Annotated in this window: 22 protein-coding genes; 13 read left to right on the top strand and 9 right to left on the bottom strand. The window is 63.3% G+C overall.

The features are described from left to right. Positions 1–38: 38 nt before the first annotated feature. Positions 39–197 (bottom strand): hypothetical protein, encoded by a 159-nt coding sequence (locus AC1RJW_RS15465; RefSeq protein ID WP_493045686.1) that lies wholly within the window; start codon positions 195–197, stop codon positions 39–41. Between the two features lie 161 nt (positions 198–358). Here AC1RJW_RS15465 and AC1RJW_RS15460 point away from each other — a divergent pair, with 161 nt between their 5' ends. Together AC1RJW_RS15460 and AC1RJW_RS15455 are read left to right on the top strand one after the other, a co-directional pair. Then, positions 359–1576: a Bcr/CflA family efflux MFS transporter gene (locus AC1RJW_RS15460; RefSeq protein WP_493045685.1), complete on the top strand. Its 1218-nt coding sequence runs from the start codon at positions 359–361 to the stop codon at positions 1574–1576. A gap of 25 nt (positions 1577–1601) precedes the next feature. Beyond that, the gene (locus AC1RJW_RS15455; protein WP_493045684.1) at positions 1602–2204 is read left to right on the top strand and encodes a TetR/AcrR family transcriptional regulator; all 603 of its coding nucleotides are present in this window, start codon (positions 1602–1604) and stop codon (positions 2202–2204) included. Positions 2205–2886: 682 nt separating this feature from the next. On the opposite strand, the gene AC1RJW_RS15450 is transcribed toward AC1RJW_RS15455, so the two are convergent. Further along, positions 2887–3240 carry a hypothetical protein gene (locus AC1RJW_RS15450; protein WP_493045683.1) on the bottom strand — a complete coding sequence of 118 codons (354 nt, stop codon included), beginning with the start codon at positions 3238–3240 and terminating at the stop codon, positions 2887–2889. A gap of 555 nt (positions 3241–3795) precedes the next feature. Here AC1RJW_RS15450 and mgtA point away from each other — a divergent pair. Genes mgtA through AC1RJW_RS15435 form a run of 3 tightly spaced genes read left to right on the top strand, consistent with a single transcriptional unit; the run spans position 3796 to position 7367 of the window. Continuing rightward, the gene (gene mgtA, locus AC1RJW_RS15445; RefSeq protein WP_493045682.1) at positions 3796–6480 is read left to right on the top strand and encodes a magnesium-translocating P-type ATPase; all 2685 of its coding nucleotides are present in this window, start codon (positions 3796–3798) and stop codon (positions 6478–6480) included. 36 nt (positions 6481–6516) lie between these two features. Beyond that, on the top strand, positions 6517–6858 hold the full coding sequence (locus AC1RJW_RS15440) for a hypothetical protein (RefSeq protein ID WP_493045681.1): 342 nt from the start codon (positions 6517–6519) through the stop codon (positions 6856–6858). Beyond that, positions 6855–7367 (top strand): ribonuclease HI family protein, encoded by a 513-nt coding sequence (locus AC1RJW_RS15435; RefSeq protein ID WP_493045680.1) that lies wholly within the window; start codon positions 6855–6857, stop codon positions 7365–7367. The genes AC1RJW_RS15440 and AC1RJW_RS15435 overlap by 4 nt, the downstream gene beginning before the upstream one ends. On the opposite strand, the gene AC1RJW_RS15430 is transcribed toward AC1RJW_RS15435, so the two are convergent. The 3 genes from AC1RJW_RS15430 to AC1RJW_RS15420 all read right to left on the bottom strand — a co-directional run bounded on the left by AC1RJW_RS15430 (position 7364) and on the right by AC1RJW_RS15420 (position 11549). Next, the gene (locus AC1RJW_RS15430; RefSeq protein WP_493045679.1) at positions 7364–9010 is read right to left on the bottom strand and encodes a methyl-accepting chemotaxis protein; all 1647 of its coding nucleotides are present in this window, start codon (positions 9008–9010) and stop codon (positions 7364–7366) included. The genes AC1RJW_RS15435 and AC1RJW_RS15430 overlap by 4 nt on opposite strands. An 81-nt stretch (positions 9011–9091) precedes the next feature. Next, complete coding sequence (locus tag AC1RJW_RS15425) at positions 9092–10732, bottom strand: methyl-accepting chemotaxis protein (RefSeq protein ID WP_493045678.1); 1641 nt, start codon at positions 10730–10732, stop codon at positions 9092–9094. A 325-nt stretch (positions 10733–11057) separates the two neighbouring features. Further along, positions 11058–11549, bottom strand: a complete 492-nt coding sequence (locus AC1RJW_RS15420) for a chemotaxis protein CheW (RefSeq protein WP_034752308.1) — start codon at positions 11547–11549, stop codon at positions 11058–11060. Positions 11550–11877: 328 nt separating this feature from the next. Here AC1RJW_RS15420 and AC1RJW_RS15415 point away from each other — a divergent pair, with 328 nt between their 5' ends. The 4 genes from AC1RJW_RS15415 to AC1RJW_RS15400 all read left to right on the top strand — a co-directional run bounded on the left by AC1RJW_RS15415 (position 11878) and on the right by AC1RJW_RS15400 (position 15715). Further along, the gene (locus AC1RJW_RS15415) at positions 11878–12528 is read left to right on the top strand and encodes an HD domain-containing protein (RefSeq protein WP_493045677.1); all 651 of its coding nucleotides are present in this window, start codon (positions 11878–11880) and stop codon (positions 12526–12528) included. 119 nt (positions 12529–12647) lie between these two features. Further along, complete coding sequence (locus AC1RJW_RS15410) at positions 12648–13928, top strand: TCR/Tet family MFS transporter (protein ID WP_493045675.1); 1281 nt, start codon at positions 12648–12650, stop codon at positions 13926–13928. A 100-nt stretch (positions 13929–14028) separates the two neighbouring features. Next, a complete protein-coding gene (locus AC1RJW_RS15405) occupies positions 14029–14850 on the top strand; it encodes a substrate-binding periplasmic protein (RefSeq protein WP_493045674.1) in 822 nt (273 codons plus the stop codon). 7 nt (positions 14851–14857) lie between these two features. Then, positions 14858–15715, top strand: coding sequence for an EamA family transporter (locus tag AC1RJW_RS15400; RefSeq protein WP_493045673.1), 858 nt, complete (start codon positions 14858–14860; stop codon positions 15713–15715). On the opposite strand, the gene AC1RJW_RS15395 is transcribed toward AC1RJW_RS15400, so the two are convergent. Continuing rightward, a complete protein-coding gene (locus AC1RJW_RS15395; RefSeq protein WP_493045672.1) occupies positions 15712–17655 on the bottom strand; it encodes a CocE/NonD family hydrolase in 1944 nt (647 codons plus the stop codon). The genes AC1RJW_RS15400 and AC1RJW_RS15395 overlap by 4 nt on opposite strands. A 316-nt stretch (positions 17656–17971) precedes the next feature. Between AC1RJW_RS15395 and trpS the strand changes: the two genes are divergently transcribed. The 4 genes from trpS (at position 17972) to AC1RJW_RS15375 (ending at position 22765) form a co-directional block, all read left to right on the top strand. Then, complete coding sequence (trpS, locus tag AC1RJW_RS15390; protein ID WP_493045671.1) at positions 17972–19048, top strand: tryptophan--tRNA ligase; 1077 nt, start codon at positions 17972–17974, stop codon at positions 19046–19048. Positions 19049–19169: 121 nt separating this feature from the next. Further along, positions 19170–20759 carry a pyridoxal-dependent decarboxylase gene (locus tag AC1RJW_RS15385; RefSeq protein ID WP_493045670.1) on the top strand — a complete coding sequence of 530 codons (1590 nt, stop codon included), beginning with the start codon at positions 19170–19172 and terminating at the stop codon, positions 20757–20759. Between the two features lie 36 nt (positions 20760–20795). Then, a complete protein-coding gene (locus tag AC1RJW_RS15380; RefSeq protein WP_493045669.1) occupies positions 20796–22037 on the top strand; it encodes a voltage-gated chloride channel family protein in 1242 nt (413 codons plus the stop codon). Next, positions 22034–22765: a class I SAM-dependent methyltransferase gene (locus AC1RJW_RS15375; protein ID WP_493045668.1), complete on the top strand. Its 732-nt coding sequence runs from the start codon at positions 22034–22036 to the stop codon at positions 22763–22765. The genes AC1RJW_RS15380 and AC1RJW_RS15375 overlap by 4 nt, the downstream gene beginning before the upstream one ends. On the opposite strand, the gene AC1RJW_RS15370 is transcribed toward AC1RJW_RS15375, so the two are convergent. From AC1RJW_RS15370 to AC1RJW_RS15360, 3 genes are all read right to left on the bottom strand, one after another. Further along, positions 22762–23712: a cupin-like domain-containing protein gene (locus AC1RJW_RS15370; protein WP_493045667.1), complete on the bottom strand. Its 951-nt coding sequence runs from the start codon at positions 23710–23712 to the stop codon at positions 22762–22764. The genes AC1RJW_RS15375 and AC1RJW_RS15370 overlap by 4 nt on opposite strands. A gap of 53 nt (positions 23713–23765) precedes the next feature. After that, on the bottom strand, positions 23766–24353 hold the full coding sequence (locus AC1RJW_RS15365) for a chemotaxis protein CheB (RefSeq protein ID WP_493045666.1): 588 nt from the start codon (positions 24351–24353) through the stop codon (positions 23766–23768). Positions 24354–24587: 234 nt separating this feature from the next. Next, entirely contained in the window at positions 24588–25331 is a 744-nt protein-coding gene (locus tag AC1RJW_RS15360; RefSeq protein WP_046684938.1) for a DNA-binding protein, read from the bottom strand. Between the last annotated feature and the right edge of the window lie 113 nt (positions 25332–25444).

Here is a 25444-nt window from a genome sequence, read left to right as displayed (position 1 = left end):
CGGCAGGCCGCAAGGTCTGCCGTTTTTTTGTGCGCGCTCTACAGCGCCAGCAAGACAGAGCCCGGCAGCCCTAGGGTAGTGCCGAGTATCGTCAGCAACACGACATCACGCCGCTCGCAGCGGCTGCGGTGCGAACTCCAGGCGGCAAACAACAGCGCCGCGGCCACGCAGCTGAGCGAAATTCCCACTTCCGTCATGCCCGTTCTCCTTGCAGAGGCAATGTGCAAGTCATGATTTCTTCTTTCATCGTTCTCACCTTTTCATTGATCGGATTAACTACCTACCGGTAGGCAGTAAGTGTACAATGAAAAACACAGCGGCGTCCATGCCCCGTTTTTTGATAGATGAAGGAAGCGCAATGCAGCAGCAAACCACTCTCCCCGCCGCCAGTCTCGGGCTGGCGGCTTCCCTGGCCCTCGTGGCCGTGCTCGGTCCGGCCGGCATCGACATGTACCTGGCCTCAATGCCCGCCATGGCGCGCGAGCTGCACACCTCGTATGCGAATGTGCAGCTGAGCCTGACCGTCTTCCTGCTGGCCCTGGGCGGCGGGCAGCTGCTGTGCGGGCCGCTGACGGACATGCTGGGCCGGCGCCGTCCATTGCTGGCCGGCATCGCCGTCTACATCGTGGCGGCCGTATGGGCGTCGCAGGCGGAGCAATTGCACACCCTGCTGCTGGCACGGACGGTGCAGGGCCTGGGCGCGGCGCTGACCCTGGTCGTGGTAATGAGCATGGTGCGCGACGTGGCCGACGGCGTGCAGGCGGCGCAGCTGTTTGCCCTGTTGATGACCATCGTGGGCCTGGCGCCCGTGCTGGCGCCCGCCGTGGGCGGCTTGCTCGACGCGCATTATGGCTGGCGCGCCGTGATGCTGGCCCTGGCCGCGCTGGGGACCTTGACCCTGCTCAATAGCACGCTGTTCCTGCCGGAAACTTTACCCATCGCCAAGCGGGTCTCGCCGCGCGGCATGCACCGCACCTATGCGCGCATCGCGCTCGACCGCGCTTTCCTGCTGCCCACGCTGGCCCTGTCGGCCGCGTTCTTTTTCCTGTTTGCGTATATCGGTGGCGCGTCGCTCGTGTACCAGCGCGATTTCGGCCTGTCCGCCGGCAGTTTCGGCCTCGTGTTCGGCGCCACGGGCGTGGCCGTGCTGCTGGGCGCGATGGCCAGCGGCCGCCTGGTAAGCCGCCATGGCGTGGCGCGCCTGAGCGCGGCGGGCAGCGCGGCCATGCTGGGCGGTGCGGGGCTGGCCCTGCTCGGCGCCTGGGCCGGAGGGGGAATCATGGCCGTCGTGCCCGGCATGTTCGTGGCCCTGTTTGGCCTGGGCATCGCGGAAGCGGCGCTGATGGCCATGGCCATGGGCTCGCAGCAGCGCGCGCTCGGTTCCACGGCGGCATTGCTGGGCGCCATCCAGATGAGCTTGTCGTCCCTGGCCACGCCGCTGGCGGCCAGCCTGTCCGAATGGGGGCCATTGCCCTGGCTGCTGTTCTTGACCGTGGCCGGCCTGCTGGTATCATGGCTGACCCTGGCTACTGCGCGCATCCATCCGGCACACGCCAGCAGCCTGGGAGCGCACTGACGCTTCACCCAACTACTACCCTCATATGAAGAAACGCTCGGCTTCGGCCGATAACATCTGCGCCGTCGCCGTCGTGCACTTTTCGGAACATGGCTACGATGCCTCGTCCCTCAGCGACATCGCCGCACAGGCCGGCATGCGCAAGGCTTCGCTGTACTCGCACTTCGCCGGCAAGGACGCCCTCTTCCTCGACGTCTTTGCCGACGCCCTGGCCGAAGAGCAAGCCTTCATGGACGCCTGCTTTGCCGATGAAACGGCGCTGGCCGCGCCCGGCGGACAGCTGGCTGGCTCGCTGTACTGCGACCGCATGGCGCAGCGCTATGCCGATTCGGCCCATCTGCGCTTTTTGCTGCGCACGGCGTATCTGCCGCCCGCGCCCCTGCGCGTGGAAGTCGGCACGGGCTACGAAGCCTTGCTGGCGCAATTGCAACGGCATTACGTGGCCAGCCTGGGCCGGCTGGCGCCCCGCCTGCCGCCGCAGCGCATCGACCTGTACGCGCAAGCCTACCTGGGCATCGTCGACAGCCTGCACGTGGAACTGATTTACGCGGGCGGCGCCGCGCTGCAGCAGCGCCATGCGGCGCTGTGGCAGATATTGTCCGATTCGCTGGCCAGCAGAGTCCAGTGAACTCGTGGCAAGTTAAGCATCCAGGATGCATCATCACAGCCGACAATACTAGCAACTGAAAAAAAGCGAGAAACAAAGCTCGTGGTATCGGCGGCATGAACTTCCATTGCAGGCTCTTCGTCGGTGAAATCAAGGCAGACTTATTGCTTCCCACGCAATAAAATAATGCCGATAGAGCCAAGGAAAAAATTCTTACATTAGCCGGTACAACTTCAGGAGCAAAGGCGCAGCCAAAGAAAATTGACGCGAAAAAAAATAAGGAAATGCGAGAAATTTTCTGTCCCAACTGAAGTTGTATTTGAGATTCCATAATTTTTATCATTGATTTTAGTTACTCAAGTTTCGCTTCGAACAACTGCTCCTGGCCGCTTGCCGTCGTTGGCAGGTCACGCCCTATGATGTCGAAAAACTCAGGCAGGTAGACCCTTAGATCAATATCCTGCCAGCCCAGCCTGGCCTGTACCGCCGCCGGTGAACGATCACCGGCGGCCTGGCGGCCGGACGCCTCTGGAAATCATTGCCGCTCGACTTACTCAACACAATGGGGCGAAAGACGTCCGTCGCTGCCAATAGTGCTTGCCGTAAAACAGTCATCCACGGGTTTCCACACATGCGAAGCAGCAGCGTGGAAACTGGCAGGGAACGAGAAGCTTTTGGCGAGGCGCGCCACGCCAAAAATGGGTCAGGCATAGGCGTACACCAGTAGAAAGCCAGCCAGCGGAACGACGGCAAACAGCACAACAACGCCCAGGCAACCTGATCTCGCCCCCGATCTGGAACCCGCAGCAGAAGCGCCACGCGCACGCTCTCGTGGCGTCCTGGCATGCACCCATTTGATATGACAGGACTGGCAAAAGAATGTGGTTTTGTTGTTACGCCAGGCTGCGATGGTGCGATCGGTATGGCGTGCAACCGTGCCGCAACGGGCACATTCGAAATGTGTTTCTTTGGGCATTTTTTTTGAAAAGTGCTTGCCGGCAAAGAACATGACAACAAGTCCGGCTATGACTGCCCCAACGATGAATTCCGTAGACATGTGTTTTTCTGTATTTGCATCGTGTTTACCATGGCTATTTACAGCCCATCAGCGTACCCGAGCATAACGGATTGCCAAACGGAAAGAATCACACATTGTCACAGCAAGGGGAATGGCCGCTTCGGCCCTCCCCGCACCGCGCATCAACCTTTCTTATTTGACATCTATCGTTCGTATTTACCCACAGCCACATTACACTTTGGAAACCTAAGATTTCTTCAGTTGACACTCTTGCAGCACGTGCATAAGATGCCCCCATTATTCATTTACGGAGTCCCACGTGGGTACTTGTTCTAGTGACAGTAGCCGATCTTGTATCGGCGATTGCCTCGGCAGCTAAACAGCAAGCAACGCGGAATTCCGTTTCCTCCGTGCCTTGCTGAGCAAGGTGCGGTGTCTCGCGCGGCCAGTCCGGCTGCGCGCCTCTCCCCCCTCTTTCCGATCGCGACCGGCTACTGACCCGGATTGCCCGCCAGCACGATTGTGTCTTGGCGGCACGCAAGTCTTGCCTGCGGCTGCGCCGCCCGTCAACACCTCGTCGTGAAAGGAAGAGCAATGAATCTCTTCACCCGCTTATTCGAATCGTTCCTGCGCAAGCGCCATACGGCTGGCAACTTCCGCCGCCGCGCCATGCCGCTGGAAAACAGCACTGCCCGGCCCGTGCCCGACCACCTGGCGCGCCAGCTGCTGGCCGCCGCGCATGAAGACCTGGACAGCGCCCTGAACCGCCTGCACACGCGCCTGGAAGGCTTGCGCGATGCCGAGGCGCAAGTCATCGGCGCGCAAACGGGGCCGAACGAGGTCGAGCATGAGAAACCGCTGGCCTGGTACCAGCACCTGTGGCTGTGCTACAAGAATCCGTTCAACCTGCTGCTCACCGTGCTGGCCATCGTGTCCTACCTGACGGAAGACCCGAAAGCGACCATCGTCATCGGCACCATGGTGATTTTGTCAACCCTGCTGCGTTTCGTGCAGGAAGGCCGCTCGAACCGGGCCGCCGAACGCCTGAAAGCCATGGTCAGCAATACGGCCACCGTGCTGCGCAATGGCCAGCAGATCGAGCTGCCCATCCGCCAGCTGGTGCAGGGCGACATCATCGTGCTGTCGGCCGGCGACATGATCCCCGCCGACTGCCGTTTGCTGTCCGCCAAAGACCTGTTCGTCAGCCAGGCCGCCATGACGGGCGAATCCTTGCCGGTGGAAAAGATGGCCGAACTGGCCGATGCCCATGGCAAAGACCCGATGGAACTGGCCAATCTGCTGTTCATGGGCACCAACGTCATTTCCGGCGCCGCCACGGCGCTGGTCCTGGCCACGGGCAACCGCACCTATTTCGGCACCATCGCCACGCGCGTGACGGCCACCGAGCGCACGCCCACGGCATTCGAGGCGGGCGTCAACAGCGTCAGCTGGCTCCTGATCCGCTTCGCCCTCGTGATGGCGCCGCTGGTGTTCCTCATCAATGGCTGGACCAAGGGCGACTGGATGGAAGCGTTCCTGTTTGCCCTGTCCGTCGCCGTGGGCCTGACGCCGGAAATGCTGCCCATGATCGTCACCAGCACCCTGGCCAAGGGCGCCGTGAAACTGTCGAAAAAGAAGGTCGTCGTGAAACGCCTGGACGCCATCCAGAACTTCGGCGCCATGGATGTCTTGTGCACGGACAAGACGGGCACCTTGACGCAGGACAAGATCGTGCTGGAACGCCATACGGACGTGTTTGGCCAGCAATCGGATGAAGTGCTGCAATTCGCCTACCTGAACAGCCACTACCAGACTGGCCTGAAAAACCTGCTGGACCGCGCCGTGCTCGACCATGTGGAATTGCAGACGGAAATGCAGCTGGCCCGCGATTACGTGAAAGTCGATGAAATCCCGTTCGATTTCGTGCGCCGCCGCATGTCCGTCGTTGTTTCCGAAAAGAATGACCACCATGAACTGATCTGCAAGGGCGCCGTCGAGGAAATCCTCGCCGCTTGCAGCCAGCTGCGCCTGAACGGCGTCAACGTGCCGCTCGACGCCGCCCTGCTGGACAAGGTGCTGGAAACCACGCATGGCCTCAATGCGGAAGGCTTGCGCGTGGTGGCCGTGGCCGTCAAGGAAGTGCCGCCCCATAAAACCGTGTATGGCGTGGCCGATGAAACGGCGCTGACCCTGATCGGCTATGTGGCGTTTCTCGATCCGCCGAAGGAATCGACGGCGCCCGCCCTGCGCGCGCTGGCGGAACATGGCGTCACCGTAAAAGTATTGACGGGGGACAACCACCTGGTGACGGCGAAGATCTGCCGCGAAGTGGGCCTGGCCGTGCATGGCGTGCTGCAAGGCCCGCAACTGGACGACATGGACGACGCCACCCTGGCCAGGGCGGCCGAAGAGAATACCGTGTTTGCCAAGCTCAGCCCGCTGCACAAGGAGCGCCTGGTGCGCGCCCTGCGCGGCAATGGCCATATCGTCGGCTTCATGGGCGACGGCATCAACGACGCGCCCGCCCTGCGCGCGGCCGACATCGGCATTTCCGTCGATTCGGCCGTCGATATCGCCAAGGAAGCGGCCGACATCATCCTGCTGGAAAAAAGCCTGATGGTGCTGGAAGAAGGCGTGCTGGAAGGCCGCCGCACCTTCAGCAACATGCTCAAATACATCCGCATGACGGCCAGCTCGAACTTCGGCAATGTGTTTTCCGTGCTGGTGGCCAGCGCCTTTTTGCCGTTCCTGCCCATGCTGCCGCTGCACTTGCTGGTGCAAAACCTGCTGTACGACGTGTCGCAGATCGCCATCCCGTTCGACAATGTCGACGCCGAGCTGATCCAGCAGCCGCTGAGCTGGAACCCGCGCGACATCGGCCGCTTCATGGTGTTCTTCGGCCCCATCAGCTCGATCTTCGACATCAGCACGTTTATCCTGATGTGGCATGTGTTCGGCGCGAATACACCGGAACAGCAGACCCTGTTCCAGTCCGGCTGGTTCGTCGTGGGCTTGCTGACGCAGACGCTGATCGTGCACCTGATCCGCACGCCCAAGCTGCCCTTCATCGACAGCATCGCGTCCGTGCCCCTGCTGGTGGCCACCACCATCATCATGGCCGTGGGCGTGTTCCTGCCGATGGGCCCGCTGGCGACCTACTTCAAGCTGCAAGCCTTGCCGTTGGGCTATTTCCCATGGCTGCTGGGCATCCTCGTCTGCTACACCCTGCTGACGACGTTCATGAAACGCGTGTATCTGCGCAAATTCGGCTGGCAATAGTATGATGAGCCGCTCTTTCCCCTAGAAAAGGCACGCATGAGCGGCTCTCCTCCTTCCAAGCGTCATCTCGCCCTGCTGCTGTCGGCACTGGTGTTTCCCGGCAGCGGGCATTTCTTATTAAAACGCAAGGCCCGTGGCTGCCTCTTCCTCGTGCCGGCCCTGGTCGCGCTGGCGATCGTATTGCGCCAGATCATGGCACGGTTAGACCAGGTTATGGCACAGATCGACAGCGGCGCCCTGCCCCTCGACGTGCAGCTGATCATGGAAAAAGTGGAGGCGCTCTCCGCCAATGACGGCCCCGCCATGACGGTGGCCGTTGGTGTGCTGGTGGCGTGCTGGATCGGCAGCCTGATCGACACTTTCCTGATCAAGCCATGATGCCGGAAGCAGCGGCGCGAAAACTGCGCAAGGAAGCCAGGATGCAGGCGCGCCGCGCGCAGCTGGCGCTCAAGCGGCAGGACCATGGCGGCCCGCAGGCCTGGCGCGGCTGGTTCGACGGTTCCGCCCACCCGAACCCGGGCAAGCTGGGCATAGGCGCACTACTGCTGGGGCCGAACGGCGAACGTATCGAAGTGAGCGAAGCGGCCGGTTATGGCAGCAGCAGCGACGCGGAATACGCGGCCCTGACGGCCGTGCTGCAGGCGGCACTCGGCGTGCGCCCGCCGCCCGTGCAACTGCTGCTGTACGGCGACAGCCAGGTGGTGATCAATGACGTGCTGGGAACGACGCCGGTCGGCGCCAAGGGGCTGGAAACGCAGAGGGCCACCGTAGTGGCCCTGCTGGAACAATTTACTGATGTGAGCTTGCGCTGGCTGCCGCGCCACCGCAATGGCGAGGCGGACCGGCTGTCGCAGCTGGCGATCGCCGGCTGGGTAGAGAAAGACTAAGCGGCGCGGCCGATCCGCAGCGCTTCTTGCGGTGCCTTGGCTGCCGGGCGCGCGGTGCCATTGATGCCCTTCAAACCGCTGACGCCGGCCTGCTGCCCATTCAGTTTAAAGACGCTGACGACTTGCGCCAGGTTGTGCGCCTGGTGCTGCATCGATTCGGCGGCGGCCGCCGACTCTTCCACCAGCGCCGCATTTTGTTGCGTCACGGCATCCATCTGGCCGATGGCCCGGTTGATCTCGTCGATGCCCACGCTTTGCTCGCTGCTCGCTGCCGTGATTTCCGTGATGATGTCGCTCACGCGCTGCACGCTGTCGACGATATCGTTCATGGTCGAACCGGCTTGCGCCACCAGCATGCTGCCCGCGTTGACTTGCTCCACGGACGCGCCGATCAGCGTCTTGATCTCTTTCGCGGCGCTGGCCGAACGCTGCGCCAGGTTGCGCACTTCGGACGCCACGACGGCAAAGCCGCGCCCCTGCTCGCCTGCGCGCGCCGCTTCCACGGCCGCATTCAGGGCAAGGATATTCGTCTGGAAGGCGATGCCGTCGATGACGCTGATGATGTCGACGATCTTGTTCGACGACGCGTTGATCGACTCCATCGTGCCCACCACCTGCGCCACGACCTCGCCGCCCTTGACGGCCACCTGGGCCGCCGAGGCTGCCAACTGGTTCGCCTGGCGCGCATTGTCCGCGTTCTGTTTCACGGTGGAAGTCAGCTCTTCCATCGAAGAAGCTGTTTCCTCCAGGGAACCAGCCTGCTCTTCCGTGCGGGAAGACAGGTCCTGGTTACCGGCGGCAATTTCCGTCGAGGACGTGGCGATGCTGTCCGTGCCGTTGCGCACTTCGCTGACGATATTGAGCAGGCTGGTGTTCATGTCCTTCAACGCCAGCAACAGTTGCCCGGTTTCATCCTTGGCGCTGGCGTCGATCTGCGCCGTCAAGTCGCCATCGGCCACCTTGCGGGCGATCTCCACGGCCGTGCGCAGGGGGCGCACGATGCCCATCGTCAAGACCCAGGCGCAGACGACGCCAAAAGCCAGCGCCAGCGCGGCCAGCACCAGCATCAGGTTGCGGCTGGTCTTTGCCACTTCGTCGATCTCGCGCGCGGTGGCGTCAATGCTGGCACGCTGGTGTTCCAGCATGTTCATGATGACTTTCTGGTATTTCGTCGAGCCTGGCACGAACACGGCCTGGAAGGCCTTTTCCGCTTCTTCCGTCTGGCCAGCCGCCTTCAGCTTCGATACTTGCTCGCGGGAATCAAGATAGACCTTGCGCATTTCGCTGACCTGGCGGAACAGCTCCGTTTCTTGCGGGCCGGAAATCAAAGCTTCGATTTTCTTTTGCAGTTCACTCGATACGACGGACGACTGTTTCGCTTCTTCCGCAAAATACGGTCCCAGCGAGGTGTCGGCGCTGCGCACGATGGCCGTGGTGCGGCGGATGCCGCTGTCGATCTTGCTGTACCAGTCGGAAATATAGCGTTCCTTCGCCAGCGGCTGCTCCATCATGGTGCGCGTGGCCGTGGCCACGTCGTGCAAACGCCACACGCTGATGCCCGTGATGACCATGGAAAACAGCAAAATCACGGCAAAACCCAGGCCGAGGCGCACACCAATACTGACGTTTCTTAACAAATTCATGTGAATATCCTAAAAAAGCGGAACCAGACTATATAAAAGGGAAACAAAAGGCTGCGGCTGCACGGAACAGCCACAGCGGCATCAGCGCGTGCCGATGCGTAAGGCAGTTTGCGGTGCTGCCGGGCGTTTCTGCGCGTGTCTTACACCGTTCGCAGCGCCAGCGCCGGCCTGCTGGCCATTCAGCTTGAACACGCTGACCACTTGCGCCAGGTTGTGCGCCTGGTGCTGCATCGATTCGGCGGCGGCCGCCGACTCTTCCACCAGCGCCGCATTTTGTTGCGTCACGGCATCCATCTGGCCGATGGCCCGGTTGATCTCGTCGATGCCCACGCTTTGCTCGCTGCTCGCTGCCGTGATTTCCGTGATGATGTCGCTCACGCGCTGCACGCTGTCGACGATATCGTTCATGGTCGAGCCGGCCTGCGCCACCAGCATGCTGCCCGCGTTGACTTGCTCCACGGACGCGCCGATCAGGGTCTTGATCTCTTTCGCGGCGCTGGCCGAACGCTGCGCCAGGTTGCGCACTTCGGACGCCACCACGGCAAAGCCACGGCCCTGTTCGCCGGCGCGCGCCGCTTCCACGGCCGCATTCAGGGCCAGGATGTTCGTCTGGAAGGCGATGCCGTCGATGACGGAAATGATGTCGACGATCTTGTTCGACGACGCGTTGATCGATTCCATCGTGCCCACCACCTGCGCCACGACTTCGCCGCCCTTGACGGCCACTTGCGCCGCCGAGGCTGCCAACTGGTTCGCCTGGCGCGCATTGTCCGCGTTCTGTTTCACGGTGGAAGTCAGCTCTTCCATCGAAGAAGCTGTTTCCTCCAGGGAACCAGCCTGCTCTTCCGTGCGGGAAGACAGGTCCTGGTTACCGGCGGCAATTTCCGTCGACGAGGTCGCGATGCTGTCCGTGCCCGTACGCACTTCGCTGACGATGTTGAGCAAGCTCGTGTTCATGTCCTTCAGGGCCAACAGCAGTTGCCCCGTTTCATCCTTGGCGCTGGCGTCGATCTGCGCCGTCAAGTCGCCATCGGCCACCTTGCGGGCGATGTCCACGGCCGTGCGCAGGGGGCGCACGATGCCCATCGTCAAGACCCAGGCACAGACGACGCCAAAAGCCAGCGCCAGCGCGGCCAGCACCAGCATCAGGTTGCGGCTGGTATTGGCGACGGCGTCGATCTCGCGCGCCGTCGTGTCGATGCTGGCGCGCTGGTGTTCCAGCAAGTCCAGCACCATCTTCTGGTATTTCGCGGCGGCCGGCACGAAGGTCTTTTCAAACACTTCGTTGGCGGCATCGACCTGCGCTTCACCCTTGAGCTTGTAGACCTGGTCGCGCGAACCGATGTACAGCTTGCGCTGTTCCAGCAAGCCCGCGAACATGGCTTTTTCTTCCGGCTTGTCGATCAGCGCCTCGATCTTCTTTTGCAGTTCGGCCGAGCTGGCCGACGAGACTTTCGATTCTTCGGCGAAATAGCCACTGAGCGAGGTATCGCTGCTGCGGGCAATGGCGATGGTGCGGCGTACGGCGCTGTCGATGCGGCCATACCAGTCGGAAATATAGCGTTCCTTCGCCAGCGGCTGCTCCATCATGACGCGCGTGGCGCTGGCCACGTCGTGCAGGCGCCAGACGCTGATGCCCGTGATGAGCATGGAAAACAGCAAAATCACGGCAAAACCGAGTCCGAGGCGGACACCGATGCTGACGTTGCGTAATACATTCATGTGACTATCCTAAAAAGCCCTGCCATCAGCCTGGCAACAAGCTGACGATCTCGCTCATGGGCGGGCGCTGGCTGGCCGCAGTAGCGAATTGGCGTAAAAAGTGAAACGAAAGTGAAACTGGCGCACGGTTCGGCTGAACCGTGCGCCAGGAAAGGTGCTAGCGTGCGCCTTGCAGAAAAAGCAAACAATGCTTGGGGTCAATTGTTTCCAAGAAACCCTCTCGGCACCAGGGTGTCAGGAAATGTTCAGGGCAAGGCGCGTTGCCGAAGACAGTACGAAAGTACGGCAAGGCAATGCAACGCCGTCCTGGACTTTTCCTGGCGGCCTAGGCTGCAAGTTTTTCGATCAGGCCCATGTCGGCGCTGGACATCAGCTGGTCGATATCGACCAGGATCAGCATGCGCTCGTCGATGGTACCCAGGCCGATCACGTATTCCGTATTGATCGAACGGCCCATGTCCGGCGCCGGCTTGATCTGTTCCGGCATCAGGGTGGTGACGTCGGAGACGCGGTCGACGACCATGCCGACGACGCGGTTGCCGATATTGAGGATGATGACGACGGTGAACTGGTCATAGCTGGGCGTGCCCAGGTTGAACTTGATGCGCATGTCGACGATCGGCACGATGATGCCGCGCAGGTTGACCACGCCCTTGACGAACTCGGGGGCGTTGGCGATGCGGGTCGGCGTTTCGTAGCTGCGGATTTCGCTGACTTTCTGGATGTCGATGCCATACTCTTCCTGGCCCAGGGTAAAGGCCAGGTATTCGGCAGCCTTGGCAACGGTGGCGCCAGTGTCGCTGGAATTGGTGTTCATGATAATCCTTTCGTTAACTCGCCTGGGGCGCAGGCCAAGGCACGCTGCGCGCGACCCTGGACGTGGCGCGCCATGCACGATGGAATGGCCGCCACTGCTATGTTTTTGCAAATACTTTCTCGCAATTAGCTTATGCTTCTAATTTCCGTACGGCAATGTTACCCCATGTAAATTTTACATGCACTAAAAAAGAGCGGCCGCCTGATTTGGACTTTTCAAAAATGCAATTTATGTGGCGAATACGGCACGCCGCGGCGTCACGCTCCCCGCCGCACGGGGCGGCGTTTTATGCCACACTGGCGGCCCCTGCTTTTTATGACTTTGAACCATGCATTCTTTGCTTTCCCAATGGCAACCACGCCTGCTGGCGCTGGCCACGGCCGGCCTGGGCGATGACGGCGCCCACGACATCAACCACCTGCACCGCGTCTGGCGCAACGCCGCCGTCCTGCTGCAGGAACATGCGCAGGCCGACGCCCTCACCGTGATGGCCGCCTGCTACCTGCACGACCTGGTCAACCTGCCGAAAAACCATCCCGAGCGCCACCTGGCCTCGCGCCAGGCGGCCGCTCTCGCTTGCCGCCAGCTGGCCGAACTGGATTTCCCGGCAGAAAAACTGGCCGGCGTGGCCCACGCCATCGAGACGCACAGTTTTTCCGCCAACCTGCCGCCGCACACGATCGAAGCGCAAATCGTGCAGGATGCCGACCGCATCGACGCGCTGGGCGCCGTGGGACTGGCGCGCCTGTTCTACACGGCCGCGCGCATGGATAGCGCGCTGGCGCATGGCACGGATCCGCTGGCCCGGCATCGCCCGCTCGACGACAAGGCTTACGCGCTCGACCATATCGTCACCAAGCTCGACAAGCTTCCCGGCAAGATGCAGACGGCGGCCGGCCGCGCGCTGGCCGAACAGCGCCTGGCCGTGCTGACGGATTTTCGCGCCGCCTTTGCCGACGAATGGGGAATGAACGCATAAGCTTGGTGGCGATAGCCAGCAGCGCGCATGCTGTCTATAATGCAAGCCTCAGCTATCGCGCCGCGCGCCAGCAGCATCCTGTAACGCGCCGGCGCGATGCCAACGCGCCGAAAGCATGCATGTCCGATAAAACCAGCCCCGACAGCCAGTCCCCGTCCAGCGCCGCGCCCGCGCGCGCCGGCAACCTCAATTTCATCCTCGTCTGCGTCTTCATCGACATGCTGGGCATCGGCCTGGTGGTGCCCGTGCTGCCCATCCTGATCGGCGACTTTGTCGACGGCAAGGATGCGCAGGCGTTCTGGTACGGCATCATGGCGGCCGTCTTCGGCTTGCTGCAATTCATCTTCATGCCCATGCTGGGCGCCATCAGCGACCGCGTGGGACGCCGTCCCGTGCTGCTGTACTCGATGGCCGGCATGGGCATCAATTTCCTGGCCACGGGCTGGGCGCCGAACCTCGCTTGCCTGTTCATCGGCCGCATCATCGGCGGCGTCTCGTCGGCCAGCATGTCGGTCGCGTCCGCCTACGCCTCCGATATTTCCACGCACGACAACCGCGCCAAGAGCTTCGGCAAGATCGGCGCCGCCTTCGGCCTGGGCTTCATCTGCGGCCCCATGCTGGGCGGCCTGCTGGGCGAGATCAACCTGCACCTGCCGTTTTACGTGGCGGCGGGCCTGTCGGCGGCCAATTTCATCTACGGCTATTTCTTCGTGCCCGAATCGCTGCAGCCGGGCCCGCGCGCGCCCTTTACCTGGGCACGCATCAATCCGTTCGCGGCCCTGCTGAAACTGGTGCGCCGCGTGGAGATCCGCGGCCTGGTGCTGGCCTTCGGCCTGATGACGTTTGCGCAAATGATGCTCAACACCACCTGGGTGCTGTACACGCATTTCCGCTTCGACTGGACGCCGCGCCAGAACGGCATCGCCCTGTTCTGCGTGGGCCTGTGCGCGGCCGTCGTGCAGGCGGGATTGCTGGGCATCCTCATCAAGCGCTTTGGCGAAGTGCGCCTGTCCCTGCTGGGCATGGCCTCGGGCGCCCTCACCTACCTGCTGTACGGCCTGGCCACGCAAGGCTGGATGATGTACGCGTTGATCCTGTGCAACCTGCTGGCCTTTGCCGCCGGCCCCGCACTGCAAGGCATCATCTCGAAATCATCGAACGCCGGCGAACAGGGCGAACTGATGGGCTCCCTGCAATCGATCAGCAGCCTGGGCATCATCATCATGCCTTTGCTCGGCAGCATGATCCTCGGCGAAGTGAGCCACTTGCCAGCACAGGACTGGCGCATCGGCAGCACCTTCTATCTGTGCGCCATCATGCAAACCCTGGGCATCGTGGTGGCCTGGCGCTACTTCCAGGCACAGCGGCTGGCCAGACTTGCGGTTTCCACCACAAAGTAGTCGGCAGGATAATATTGCATTTGAGAAATAAATAAGCGAGAATGGGATAATCAAGCGGACGTTGCCGACGCCCGCGATTCGATGGTGAGCAAGGATGGGTATGACTGACTTTTATTCCAGCGCCTGGCGCCGGACCATGGCCATGCTGGCGCTGGCGCTGCCGCCCCTGGCGGGCGCGCAATGCTCGCGCGACATCCAGGTGCCCGTCTCGGCCATCGGCGCCAGCGTAGTGGTCAATGGCGCCGCCATCGGCGGCATCTACCCCGACTTGCTGCGCAGCATGGGCGCCAAGCTCGGCTGCAATTTCATCTTCACGGCCGTGCCCCGCGCGCGCCTGGAGGCGATGTTCGAGGCGGGCAAGGCCGACATGCTGATACCCGCCAGCAGCACGCCGCGGCGCGACCAGCACGGCCTGTTCATCCCCCTGATGGGCAGCCGGCCCCTGCTGATCTCGCTGCAGGGCACGCGCACGCCCATCAACACCATGCAGGAACTGATCGAGCGGCGCGAATTGCGCGTGGCGCTCGTGCGCGGCTACGACTATGGCGTGTCCTACCAGGCGCTGGCCAAGGAACTGAGCAGCCAGGGCCGCCTGTTCTACGAAGTTGACGCATTGTCCGTGGCGCGCCTGATGCAAAGCGGCTTCATCGACGCCACCATCATGAGTCCCACCATCCTGGCCGGCGTGGCGCAAAACGATGCCCGCGTGTATGGCCTGGCCGACCGCCTGCGCCTGGAAGCCTTGCCGGAATTGCCGTGGGGCATGAGCGGCGTCTACCTGTCGCGCAAGTCGCTGACGGCGGATGACCAGGCGGCCCTGCGCGAACTGCTGGAAAAAGCCAGCCGCTCGGGCACCCTGATGGAAGGCTTCCAGCGCCATCACCGCCAGGAACTGTTGTCGCAGAGCATACGCCCGCGCTAAGGCCTGCATGTCCGGTCTCGTCGTCGCCGTCGTCCTGTTTGCCGCCCTGCTGCATGCCAGCTGGAATGCCATCGTCAAGTCGGGCGAGGATACCTTCCTCACCACCGTGCTGGTCTCCGCGGGCGCGGCCCTGATCTCGCTGGCAGTCTTGCCCTTCGTCGCTGCCCCCGCCCCCGCCAGCTGGCCCTACCTGGCCGCCTCGGCCGTGGCACAGCTGGCCTATTATTCTCTGCTGGCGGCCGCCTACAAGGCGGGCGACATGAGCCATGCCTACCCGCTGATGCGCGGCAGCGCGCCGCTGCTCGTGGCGCTGGCCAGCTGGCCGCTGATCGGCGAGCGCCTGTCTTCCATGCAGATGGGCGCCGTCGCCTGCATCAGCGCGGGCATCTTCGGCCTGTATTTCGCCGCGCGCACGCCCGCCATGCCTGGCGCGGCGAAAAGCACGGGGCGCGCCACCGCCTTTGCGCTGGGCAACGCCTGCGTCATCGCCAGCTATACCCTGATCGACGGCATCGGCGTGCGCCTGTCCGGCGCGCCGGCCGCCTACACGATGTGGATTTTTGTGCTGAATGGCGCCGGACTGCTGCTGTGGACCTTGCTGCGCCGCCGCGCCGGCTTGTTTGCGTATGCGCAAACGCAATGGCGTCTGGCCGCGTTTGGCGGTTTCGGCACGCTGGCCTCGTATGGCCTGGCCCTGTGGGCCATGACGCAGGCGCCCGTGGCCGCCATCGCGGCCCTGCGCGAAACGTCGATCCTGTTCGCCATCGCCATTGCGGCCCTGTTCCTGCGCGAAAAAATCAGCCCCCGCCGCTACCTGGCCATCGGCCTGATCGCGGCGGGCGCCATTCTCATGCGCATGGGCTAGCGGGCGTCCAGCGGCGCAATCGGCAATTCGATCGCGCTGGCAGCACCTGCCGCGTGGTACACGCGCTGCGTCGCCTTTCTATAATGGCCCGGGTCGGCCAGGAAGATGTTCGGCACGTAGTTTTGCGGGTTGCGGTCGTACAGGGGGAACCAGCTCGACTGTATTTGCACGGCAATGCGGTGGCCGGGCAGGAAGACGTGATTCGCGTTCGGCAAGGCGAAGCGGTAGCGCTCCACTTTGCCCGCCGGTATTGGCGTCGGGTGCTCGAAGCTGTCGCGGTAGCGCCCGCGGAAGATATCCATCGCCACGCCCAGCTGGTAGCCGCCCATGGCCGGCTGCGACGGCACTTCGTCCGGATACACGTCGATCAGCTTTACCACCCAGTCCGCATCCGTGCCGCTAGTGGCGGCGAACAGGTTGACCATCGGTGCGCCGGCGATGCGCACGGCCGTTTTCAACGGTTCGGAAACGTAGCTGAGCACGTCCGTGCGGTCCGCATAGCCGCGCTGGTCGCTGACCAGCCATGGCTTCCACACGTCGGCGTCGTTCAGGCGCACGGGACGGGGCACGAAAGGCACGGGCTTGGCGGGATCGGACACGTATTCGTCGAAGGCGCCGTTGGCGGCGTCCGCCGCCGCTTGCGCTGGCGCAAAGCCCAGCTTGTAGCCATCCTGCAGGTAGATCGGCGTCAGCTTGGTGTCGCAGGTCTCGCAGGCCAGCGGCCACTGCTGCAGGCGCTGCCACTGGTTGGTGCCGCTCTGGTAGGACACGACGGGCGCCGTATTCGCCTCCGGCGCGCCATCCTTCAGGTATTGGTTGAGGAATGGCTGCATGACTTTTTCGCGGAACTGGCGCGCCGTATCGCCGTCAAACTTCAGGGCGCCCAGGCTGGAGCCTTCATAGTTGACGCCGCTATGGCGCCACGGGCCGATGGCCAGGTAATTGAGGTTGTTGTGCTTGTCGCGCCCTTCCATCGCCGCGTAGGTGGCGTAGGGGCCATAGATGTCTTCCTGGTCCCATTGCCCCACCACGTGCATGGTGGGCACGATCAGCGGACGCTTGGCGAGGATTTTATCGAGCGCCTGTTCTTGCCAGTAACTGTCGTAGGCCGGATGCTCGAACAGCTTTTTCGTGTAGGTCAGCTTGTCGATGCCGAATTTCTTCGCGAAATCACCGGCCGAGCCGATGCGCAGATACGCGTCGTAGTCGTCGTAGACGCCCAGCACGGGCGCCTCGCCGCTGCCGCGCACGCTCGTCTGCCACGCCAGGTAGGACAAGCTCGGCATGCGGAAGGCGCCGTTATGGAACCAGTCATCGCCGCGCCAGCCGTCGACCATGGCGCTCATGGGAATGGCCACCTTCAGCGCCGGATGCGGGTCGACCAGGGCCATCAGCACCGTATGGCCTTCGTACGAGGAACCCAGCATGCCCACCTTGCCATTGCTTTCCGGCACATTTTTCACCAGCCAATCGATGGTGTCCCACGCATCGGTCACGTTGTCGACCTTGGTATTGTTCAGCGGGCCGCGCACGGGGCGCGTCATCACGTAATCGCCTTCCGAGCCATGCTTGCCGCGCACGTCCTGGAAGACGCGGATGTAGCCGTTCTCGACCAGGGTGTCGTCGCCCTGCGGCAAGGTGGCCAGCATGCTGGCGCTGGTGGCGCGCTGGGCGCGGCGCGCCGCGTTGTACGGCGTGCGCGTGAGCATGATGGGCGCCCGCTTGGCGTCTTTCGGCACGACGATCACCGTGTACAGCTTGACGCCGTCACGCATGGGGATCATCACCACGCGCTTGACGTAATCATTCATATCGGGCAGCACCAGCCTGGCGCCGATATCGGGCGTCATCGGCGGCGTTTGCGCCATCGCCGGTACGGCAAACAAGGAACTGATAACAAAAGCCAGGCCGGTGAGCCGGACGGGGGACGACACGCGCATACTGTTCTCCAATGATTCATGCCACGTAAAAGTGGCCGAACGGCAATAGTACCCGGAAAGCAAGTTCCGCAGTAGGCTAGCCTCTGACGCAGCGCAGCAGATATATAGGCACGCAACTTGACAGAACGCGCACGAACTGCAACCATAACGCCATGAAATTTATCCCATCACAACACGCCTGCTTGAATTGGTGGTCCCGCTCACTTTCGCGCGGCCACTGCATAGTGATGTGAATTTGATCCACGCCGCCTCGATCGGTGGCGTAACAGGCTCAGCCTGGATCATCCCCGATGCAGGCGGCTCAAAAGGAAACTTGATGAGCTTGCCTAACACTCCCGATACCCCCGACACCGACAACACCCCGGCCGCACCGCTGTCGGCCGCCGCCATCGCTTCGCAATCCGTGATCCTGACGGGCGACCGCCCCACCGGCCCCCTGCACCTGGGCCACTATGTGGGCAGCCTGCGCGACCGCGTCGCCTACCAGAACAGCTACAAGCAATTCATCATGCTGGCCGACGCGCAGGCGCTGACGGACAATATGGACGACATCGACAAGGTGCACCGCAACGTCGTCGAAGTGGCGCTCGACTACCTGGCCGTCGGCATCGACCCGAGCAAGACTACGGTCTTCATCCAGTCGCAGATTCCCGAACTGGCCGAGCTGACCTTTTACTACCTGAACATCGTCACCGTGGCGCGCCTCGAGCGCAATCCCACCGTCAAGGAAGAAATCCGCCTGCGCGGCTTCGAACGCGACATTCCGGCCGGCTTCCTGACCTACCCGGCCAGCCAGGCGGCCGACATCACGGCCTTCAAGGCGGGCGTGGTGCCCGTGGGCGAAGACCAGATCCCGATGATCGAGCAAACGAATGAAATCGTGCGCCGCTTCAACCGCATGTACAACCGTGAAGTATTGATGGAATGCAAGGCGCTGGTACCCGATATCGGCCGCCTGCCCGGCATCGACGGCAAGGCGAAGATGAGCAAGTCGCTGGGCAACACCATCAACCTGGGCGCGACCCCGGCCGAAATCACGGCCGCCGTGAAAAAAGTCTATACGGACCCGCTGCACCTGCGCGTGGAAGACCCGGGCCACCTGGAAGGCAACATCGCCTTTACGTACCTGGACGCCTTCGACCCGGAAAAAGCCGCGCTGGCCGAAATGAAGGCCCATTACGTGCGCGGCGGCCTGGGCGACAGCATCGTCAAGAAACGCCTGGACCTGGTCTTGCAGGAAATGCTGGCGCCGATCCGCGCCCGCCGCGAAGAGTTCGCCAAGGACAAGGGCCAGGTCATCCAGATGCTGAAGGAAGGCACCTTCAAGGCGCGCGAAGTGGCAGCCCGCACGGCCGATGAAGTCAAGTCGGCGCTGGGCCTGAATTACTTCTGATTACCATTTACAAATAGCAAACTGATGCGCCTTGGCGGAGTCGGGTAAAATCCCGCTTCCTCCAGGGCGCAATGCATTTGGCACCGTGACATCAGCAATCAGTAGAGAAGACAAACGCGCAATGACCGATACCGCTATCGAACGGCTGCTGCAGCAGCATTTTTCCATCGATGCGCTGCAACAGGAGCCTGCGCCCCTGCAGCAGGCGCTGCGCATGCTGGGCGGCTGGCTGGCCGCCGAACGCGACACACCATACCCGCACACGCCGTACGCGGAACTGCTGACACAGCTGTCCGACACTTGCCTGCCCGCGCACGGCATGCCCGTCGCAGATTTCCTGCAGGAACTCGATACCACCGTGCTGGCCAACACGGCCCAGCTGAACCATCCGCAATACATCGGCCACATGACGCAGGCCTTGCCCTGGATCAGCGTGCTGGCCGAAGCGTTTACGGCCACCCTGAACCAGAACCAGGTCAAGATCGAGACGGCGTATGTGTCGACCCTGATCGAAAAGCAGATCCTGGGCTGGCTGCACCGCCAGGTGTACCAGCAGCCGGACGCCGTCTACGCGCAGGCGATGGCCGCCACCAGCGGCGCGCTGGGCAATGTCGTCAATGGCGGCACCATGGGCAACCTGACGGCACTGGCCGTGGCGCTGGAAAAACAATTGCCCGGCACGCGCAAGCGCGGTTTGTTTGCCGCCATGCAAGAATCCGGCTACGCGGGACTGGCCGTGATCGGTTCGGCCCGCAGCCATTATTCCGTGAAAAAGGCGCTGGCGACCCTGGGCCTGGGCGAAAACGCCCTGCACCTGGTGGCCGTCGACCGCGACAACCGCATCGACGTGCAGGCGCTGGAAGCGACGATTGCCGATTTAAACTTGCGCAAGATCAAGGTCGTCGCCATGATCGGCATCGCCGGCACGACGGAAACGGGCGCCATCGACCCGCTGGCCGCCATGGCGGCGATTGCCGCGCGGGAAAACATCTGGTTCCACGTGGATGCGGCCTGGGGCGGCGCCCTGCTGATCGCGGAACAGTACCGCGCCCTGTACGACGGCATCGCCCTGGCCGACTCAGTCGTCATCGACGGGCATAAATTGCTGTGGGTGCCGATGGCGCAAAGCATGGTGCTGTTCAAGGACAGCGCCAGCCTGAACCTGTTGAAGCACAACGCCAACTACATCTTGCGCGACAACTCGGGCGACCTGGGCCAGACGTCGCTGGAAGGCTCGCGCCGCTTCGACGCCCTGAAACTGTGGACCTCGTTCAAGGTGCTGGGCGTGTCCGGCTATACCACCCTGCTGCTGCAGGCGGCCACCCTGTCAGGCCAGTTGCAGGATTTATTGGCCGACCAGCAGGATTTCGAACTCGTCACGCGCTCGGACACCTTCATCCTGACCTACCGCTACGTGCCCGCGCACTTGCGCCAGCGCATGGACAGCCTGCTGGCCGGCGGTCAGGTGGAGGCGGCGACCGAGCTGAACACGCACCTGAACACCTTGAACGCCAAGCTGCAAAACCGGCAAAAGGCGCAAGGCCACAGCTTCGTGTCGCGCACGGTCCTGGAATCGACGCGCTACCCCGGCCCGACGAATGTATTGCGCGTGGTCATGACGAATGTCAAGACGCGCCCCCACCACCTGCGCGCCATTTTGGCGGAACAGCGGGCCATCGGCCAGGCGCTGGTGGCGGAACTGGGCCTGTAAGGAATCCCCCACCCATCCCCCTTGACTGGATGCCCGATGCACCGCCTGAGCGCCCTCACCGATCTATTCAAGCATCTGTTGAAATGGCTGCTGCTGGCCTTTGTCGTGGCCGTGCTGGCGGGAACGGCCTCGGCCGGCTTCCTGTACGCCCTTGAATGGGCAACCGCGACGCGCCTGGCGCACGCCTGGCTGATCTGGCTGCTGCCCGTGGCGGGCTTTGCCGTCGGCTGGCTGTATTTGCGCTACGGCAGCAGTGTCGAGGGCGGCGCGAATCTGCTCATCGATGAAATCCACGACCCGAAGAAAATCATTCCGCTGCGCATGGCGCCGCTGGTGCTGGGCGGCACCGTCATCTCGCATCTGTTCGGCGCCTCCGTCGGGCGCGAAGGCACGGCCGTGCAGATGGGCGGCGCGCTGGCCGACCAGCTCACGCGCATGTTTCGCCTGAATAATGAAGACCGCCGCATCATCCTGATGGCCGGCATCAGCGCCGGCTTTGCCTCCGTCTTCGGCACGCCGCTGGCGGGCGCCATCTTCGGCCTGGAAGTGCTGGCCATCGGCCGCCTGCGCTACGAAGCCATGCTGCCCTGCCTGGCTGCCGCCGTCATCGCCGACCAGGTGGGCTTGTTGTGGGGAGTGCATCACACGCATTACGCCGTGCCTTTGATCCCCGCCCTTTCAACCTGGACCTTGTGCACCATGGTGATCGCCGGCGTGCTGTTCGGCGTGACCGGTAAACTGTTTGCGCACGCCACGCACGGCTTGAGCGGCTTGATGAAGCGCAAGATTGCCTACGCGCCGCTGCGCCCGCTGATAGGCGGCCTCGCCGTCGCCGGCGCCGTGTGGCTGCTGGGCACCGACAAATATATCGGCCTGGGCATTCCCACCATCGTCGACGCCCTCAAGCAGCCGCTGCCGGCTTACGATTTTCTGGGCAAGATGGCGTTGACCATCGTCTCGCTGGGCACGGGATTCAAGGGCGGCGAAGTGACGCCCCTGTTCTTCATCGGCGCGACCCTGGGCAATGCGCTGGGGCCAGTGCTGCACCAGCCCGTCACTCTGCTGGCCGCCATCGGCTTCGTCGCCGTGTTTGCGGGCGCCGCCAACACGCCGATCGCCTCGACCCTGATGGCGATGGAACTGTTCGGCGCGGAAATTGGCGTGTACGCGGCCATCGCCTGCGTCGTCGCCTACCTGTTTTCCGGCCACGCGGGCATTTACCGGGCGCAGCGCAGCGGCCACGCCAAGCGCAGCGGCCGCAAGGAGCTTGAACCATGACACAGAATATCTACGACAACGACGCCTTCTTTAGCGGCTACAGCCAGCTGCCCCGCTCGATTGGCGGCCTCGACAGCGCACCCGAATGGCCGGCCCTGCGTGCCATGCTGCCGGACGTGCAAGGCAGGCAGGTACTCGACCTGGGCTGCGGCTATGGCTGGTTCTGCCGCTGGGCGGCAGAACAGGGCGCGGCGCGGGTGCTGGGCGTGGACGTGTCGGAAAAGATGCTGGCGCAGGCGAATGCCATGGGGACGCACGCGGCCGTCAGCCATGCCCGGCTTGATCTGGAACAACTGGCCTTGCCGCCAGCCGGCTACGATCTGATTTACAGTTCGCTGGCCTTCCACTACATCGAGGATTTCGCCACCTTGCTGGCCGCCATCCGCCACGGCTTGAAGCCCGGTGGCAAGCTGGTGTTTTCCATCGAGCACCCGATCTTCATGGCGCCGCGCCAGCCAGGCTGGCTGACGGATGCGCAAGGCCGCAAGCGCTGGCCCGTCGACAGCTACCAGCAGCAAGGCCCGCGCGTGTCGGACTGGCTGGCGCCCGGCGTCATCAAGCAGCACCGCACCCTGGGCACGACCATCAATGCGCTGCTGCGCGCCGGTTTCCAGCTGGAACATGTGGAAGAATGGGGCCCCACTGACGAGCAGATCGCGCAGCAGCCGGCCCTGGCGGAAGAGCGCGAACGGCCGATGCTGCTGCTGGTGGGCTGCAGCCTGCGCTAGGCCCCTTGAGGCCGCAGCGCCGTATCTCCATGCAAGGCCAGCGGCATGGCCCTGGCCCAGCGGTTCGACGACAGCGAAAACGTCAGCGCGCGCACCTGGTGATACCAGCCGGCGGGCACGTACAGCATGTCGCCCGGTTCGACGAGGCATTCGATCATGGTCGCCTGGCTTGCCAGGGGGAAACGCTGGAAATCGGGCGCTTCCGGGTCGAAGGGCGAGCCGAACAGGATGGCGTTCGCTTCGCTGGGATACAGGAAGGCGTCGTGGTGCGGCGGCGACAGGAAGATGCGCTTGCGGCCCCACACCTGTGCGAAGATATTGTCGTCGTAATCGCAATGCAGGGGCGTCACCGTGCCGGCCGGCCCCACCCAGAAACGGGGCGGGCCCATCTTGTCGAAATACGTGGGCCAGTGGCACAGGCGGTTCAGCTCGCGCAATTCCAGGTTGCCCAGGTATGGCGGCAACGCGTACTCGCCCTCTGCCACCAGGTCCAGGTATTGCCCCATCGACATGTCCTGCATGGCACGGTCGGCCGCGAACGCCGTATTGATGTAGTCGCCCACCCGCGCGCGCACGGGCACGTGGCTGAACTGCTCGCGCAAGACGTCGGGATCCAGCTTGGACAAGGGCCAGCGCTGCACCAGCCCGCGCATCAGGAAAGGCAAGCCCAGCGCGGCGCGCGCGCGGAAGGCGGCCGCGTCCAGCATGGCCAGGCGTGGCACTTCGGTGATGGCGGGCAAGCCGCGTGCCGCCTGCTTGATGGCCTCGCGCATGGCGTCGATGGACGTGACGCCGCGCACCTGCGCATCCTTGTCTTCGCGCGCCTGCTTGCGCGCCAGGGCCGCTTCGGGCGAACTGAATTCTGCTGGCGGCCGGGGCGGCAGCGCGCGCGGCGTCGTGAATGGCGGCAATTGCCCTGGGGCAGGTGAATTTTTCTCTACTGACATAAACCTTCTTTGCTATCGATGTCTTGCGCGGCAGGGGCCAGGCGTGCGCTATTTTAAGCGAATGCGGCCTGGCCGGTGCCAGCCAGCGCCAGCAGCACGGGGGCCATGCCGGCGACGGGCAGGCACCAGTCCACGTCCACATGGGCCAGCGCGCTGTGCGGCATCGATGGCGCTTGCGCCTCCCGTGGCTCCTGCACCAGCGCCTTGCCGCCCCGGGCCTTGATCGCCCGCAAGCCAGCCGTGCCATCGTCGAGATAGCCGCTGAGGATCACGCCCACCACTTTCGGCCCGCAAGCGGCGGCCGCGCTGCGAAACAGCGGGTCGATGGCGGGACGCGTGTAATGCTCCCTGGGGCCCCGGTTCAGCTCGACCGTCGCCCGGCCAGCCGGGTTGGCAACGAGCATATGCCGGTCCGGCGGCGCCAGCAGGATGCGCCCGGCGCGCACGGCTTCGCCCGTTTCGGCAAAGCGCACGGGCAAGGCGGAGTTTTTATCGAGAATGTCGGGCAGCACGCTCTTGCGCGCCCCCATGTGCATGACGGCCAGGATGGCCGCAGGGAAACTCGCCGGCAAGGCGGCGAAGATGGCGGACAGCGCAGTCACGCCGCCCGCGGAAGCACCGATGACGATCAGCGTTTCCATGCCAGGCCCTTACACCCAAGTCCAGCATGGATTCTGCTGCGCCTTGCATCACGATTCCGTGCGCCGTCTAACCCAGTACGTCGCGTCAAACCCGCCCCACCCCACGACGCATCGACGCCTGGCAAAAGCGTCGCGAGCGGAAGGGAGAGGTGGCCGAGAAGCGCAACCGCACTGAAGTGCGGTGAACATCGCAGGCTACCTATACCGACGCGCAGCAGCTTAGGCTAGGCGTCCTCAGACAGGGGTTTTGAAGATCGGATCGACGATAAACTGCTGTGCCTTGATGCGCAAGGTACGCTCCTCGTCCAGCTCGGCGCGCGTTTCGCCCAGCTCTTCGCGTTCCGCTTCCAGCTCCAGGCGGGCGGCCGCCAGTTCCGTTTCCACGCGCGTCAGGCTTTCCAGCTTCAGCTGGGCCTGGATCAGTTCGGCGCGCGCCGCTTCGGCAGCCTCTTCCAGGCGGGGGATGCCTTCGAGCTTGAACTGCGCCTTGGCCAGGTCCATGCGCGCCTGCTCGGCCGCCTCTTCCAGGCGCGGCAAGCCTTCCAGGCGCAGTTGCGCCTTGGCCAGGTCCGTGCGGGCCTGGTTCGCCACTTGCCGCTCGCGTTCGAGTTCCTCGCGCAAGGTTTCCAGTTCGCCCGCCTGCAGGTCGAGCAACTCTTGCTGGCGCTCGTTTTCGCTGGCCAGGTCCATCAATTCCTGTTGATTGTCGTTCATCTCGGCTTCATGCGCGCTGTGGCTGGCGCTTAATTCCTGTCCTACATAATCGAGGATGGCTTGCTGCAGCACGGGCGACAGTTCGGCGGCGGCAGCGATCTGGCGCTGCGCACCCGCCTTGCGGCGCTGCAAGAGCTTGCTGATGGTCCCCAGGCAGGCACCGTTGCCCAGCCGTTCGCGCAAGGCGCGCACCGTGATGGCCTGGCCTTCGCCCGCCATCGCTTCCATTGCCGCATTGATCTGTTCCGCGCTTACTTTTGCCATGTCGTCTGCTCTTGAATGTTGCCCAGGGCAATCTTGCCCAGGGGCATTATCTTATGCCAGCGGAGGCAAAGCGTAAAGTATTTCTCAATAGTAATTGCAATTGCACAACGGAA

Source organism: Janthinobacterium sp. GW822-FHT07A03, from assembly GCF_058798815.1.
The sequence above is the reverse complement of the archived record's forward strand: the minus strand, read 5'-3'. Positions and strand labels throughout refer to the sequence as shown.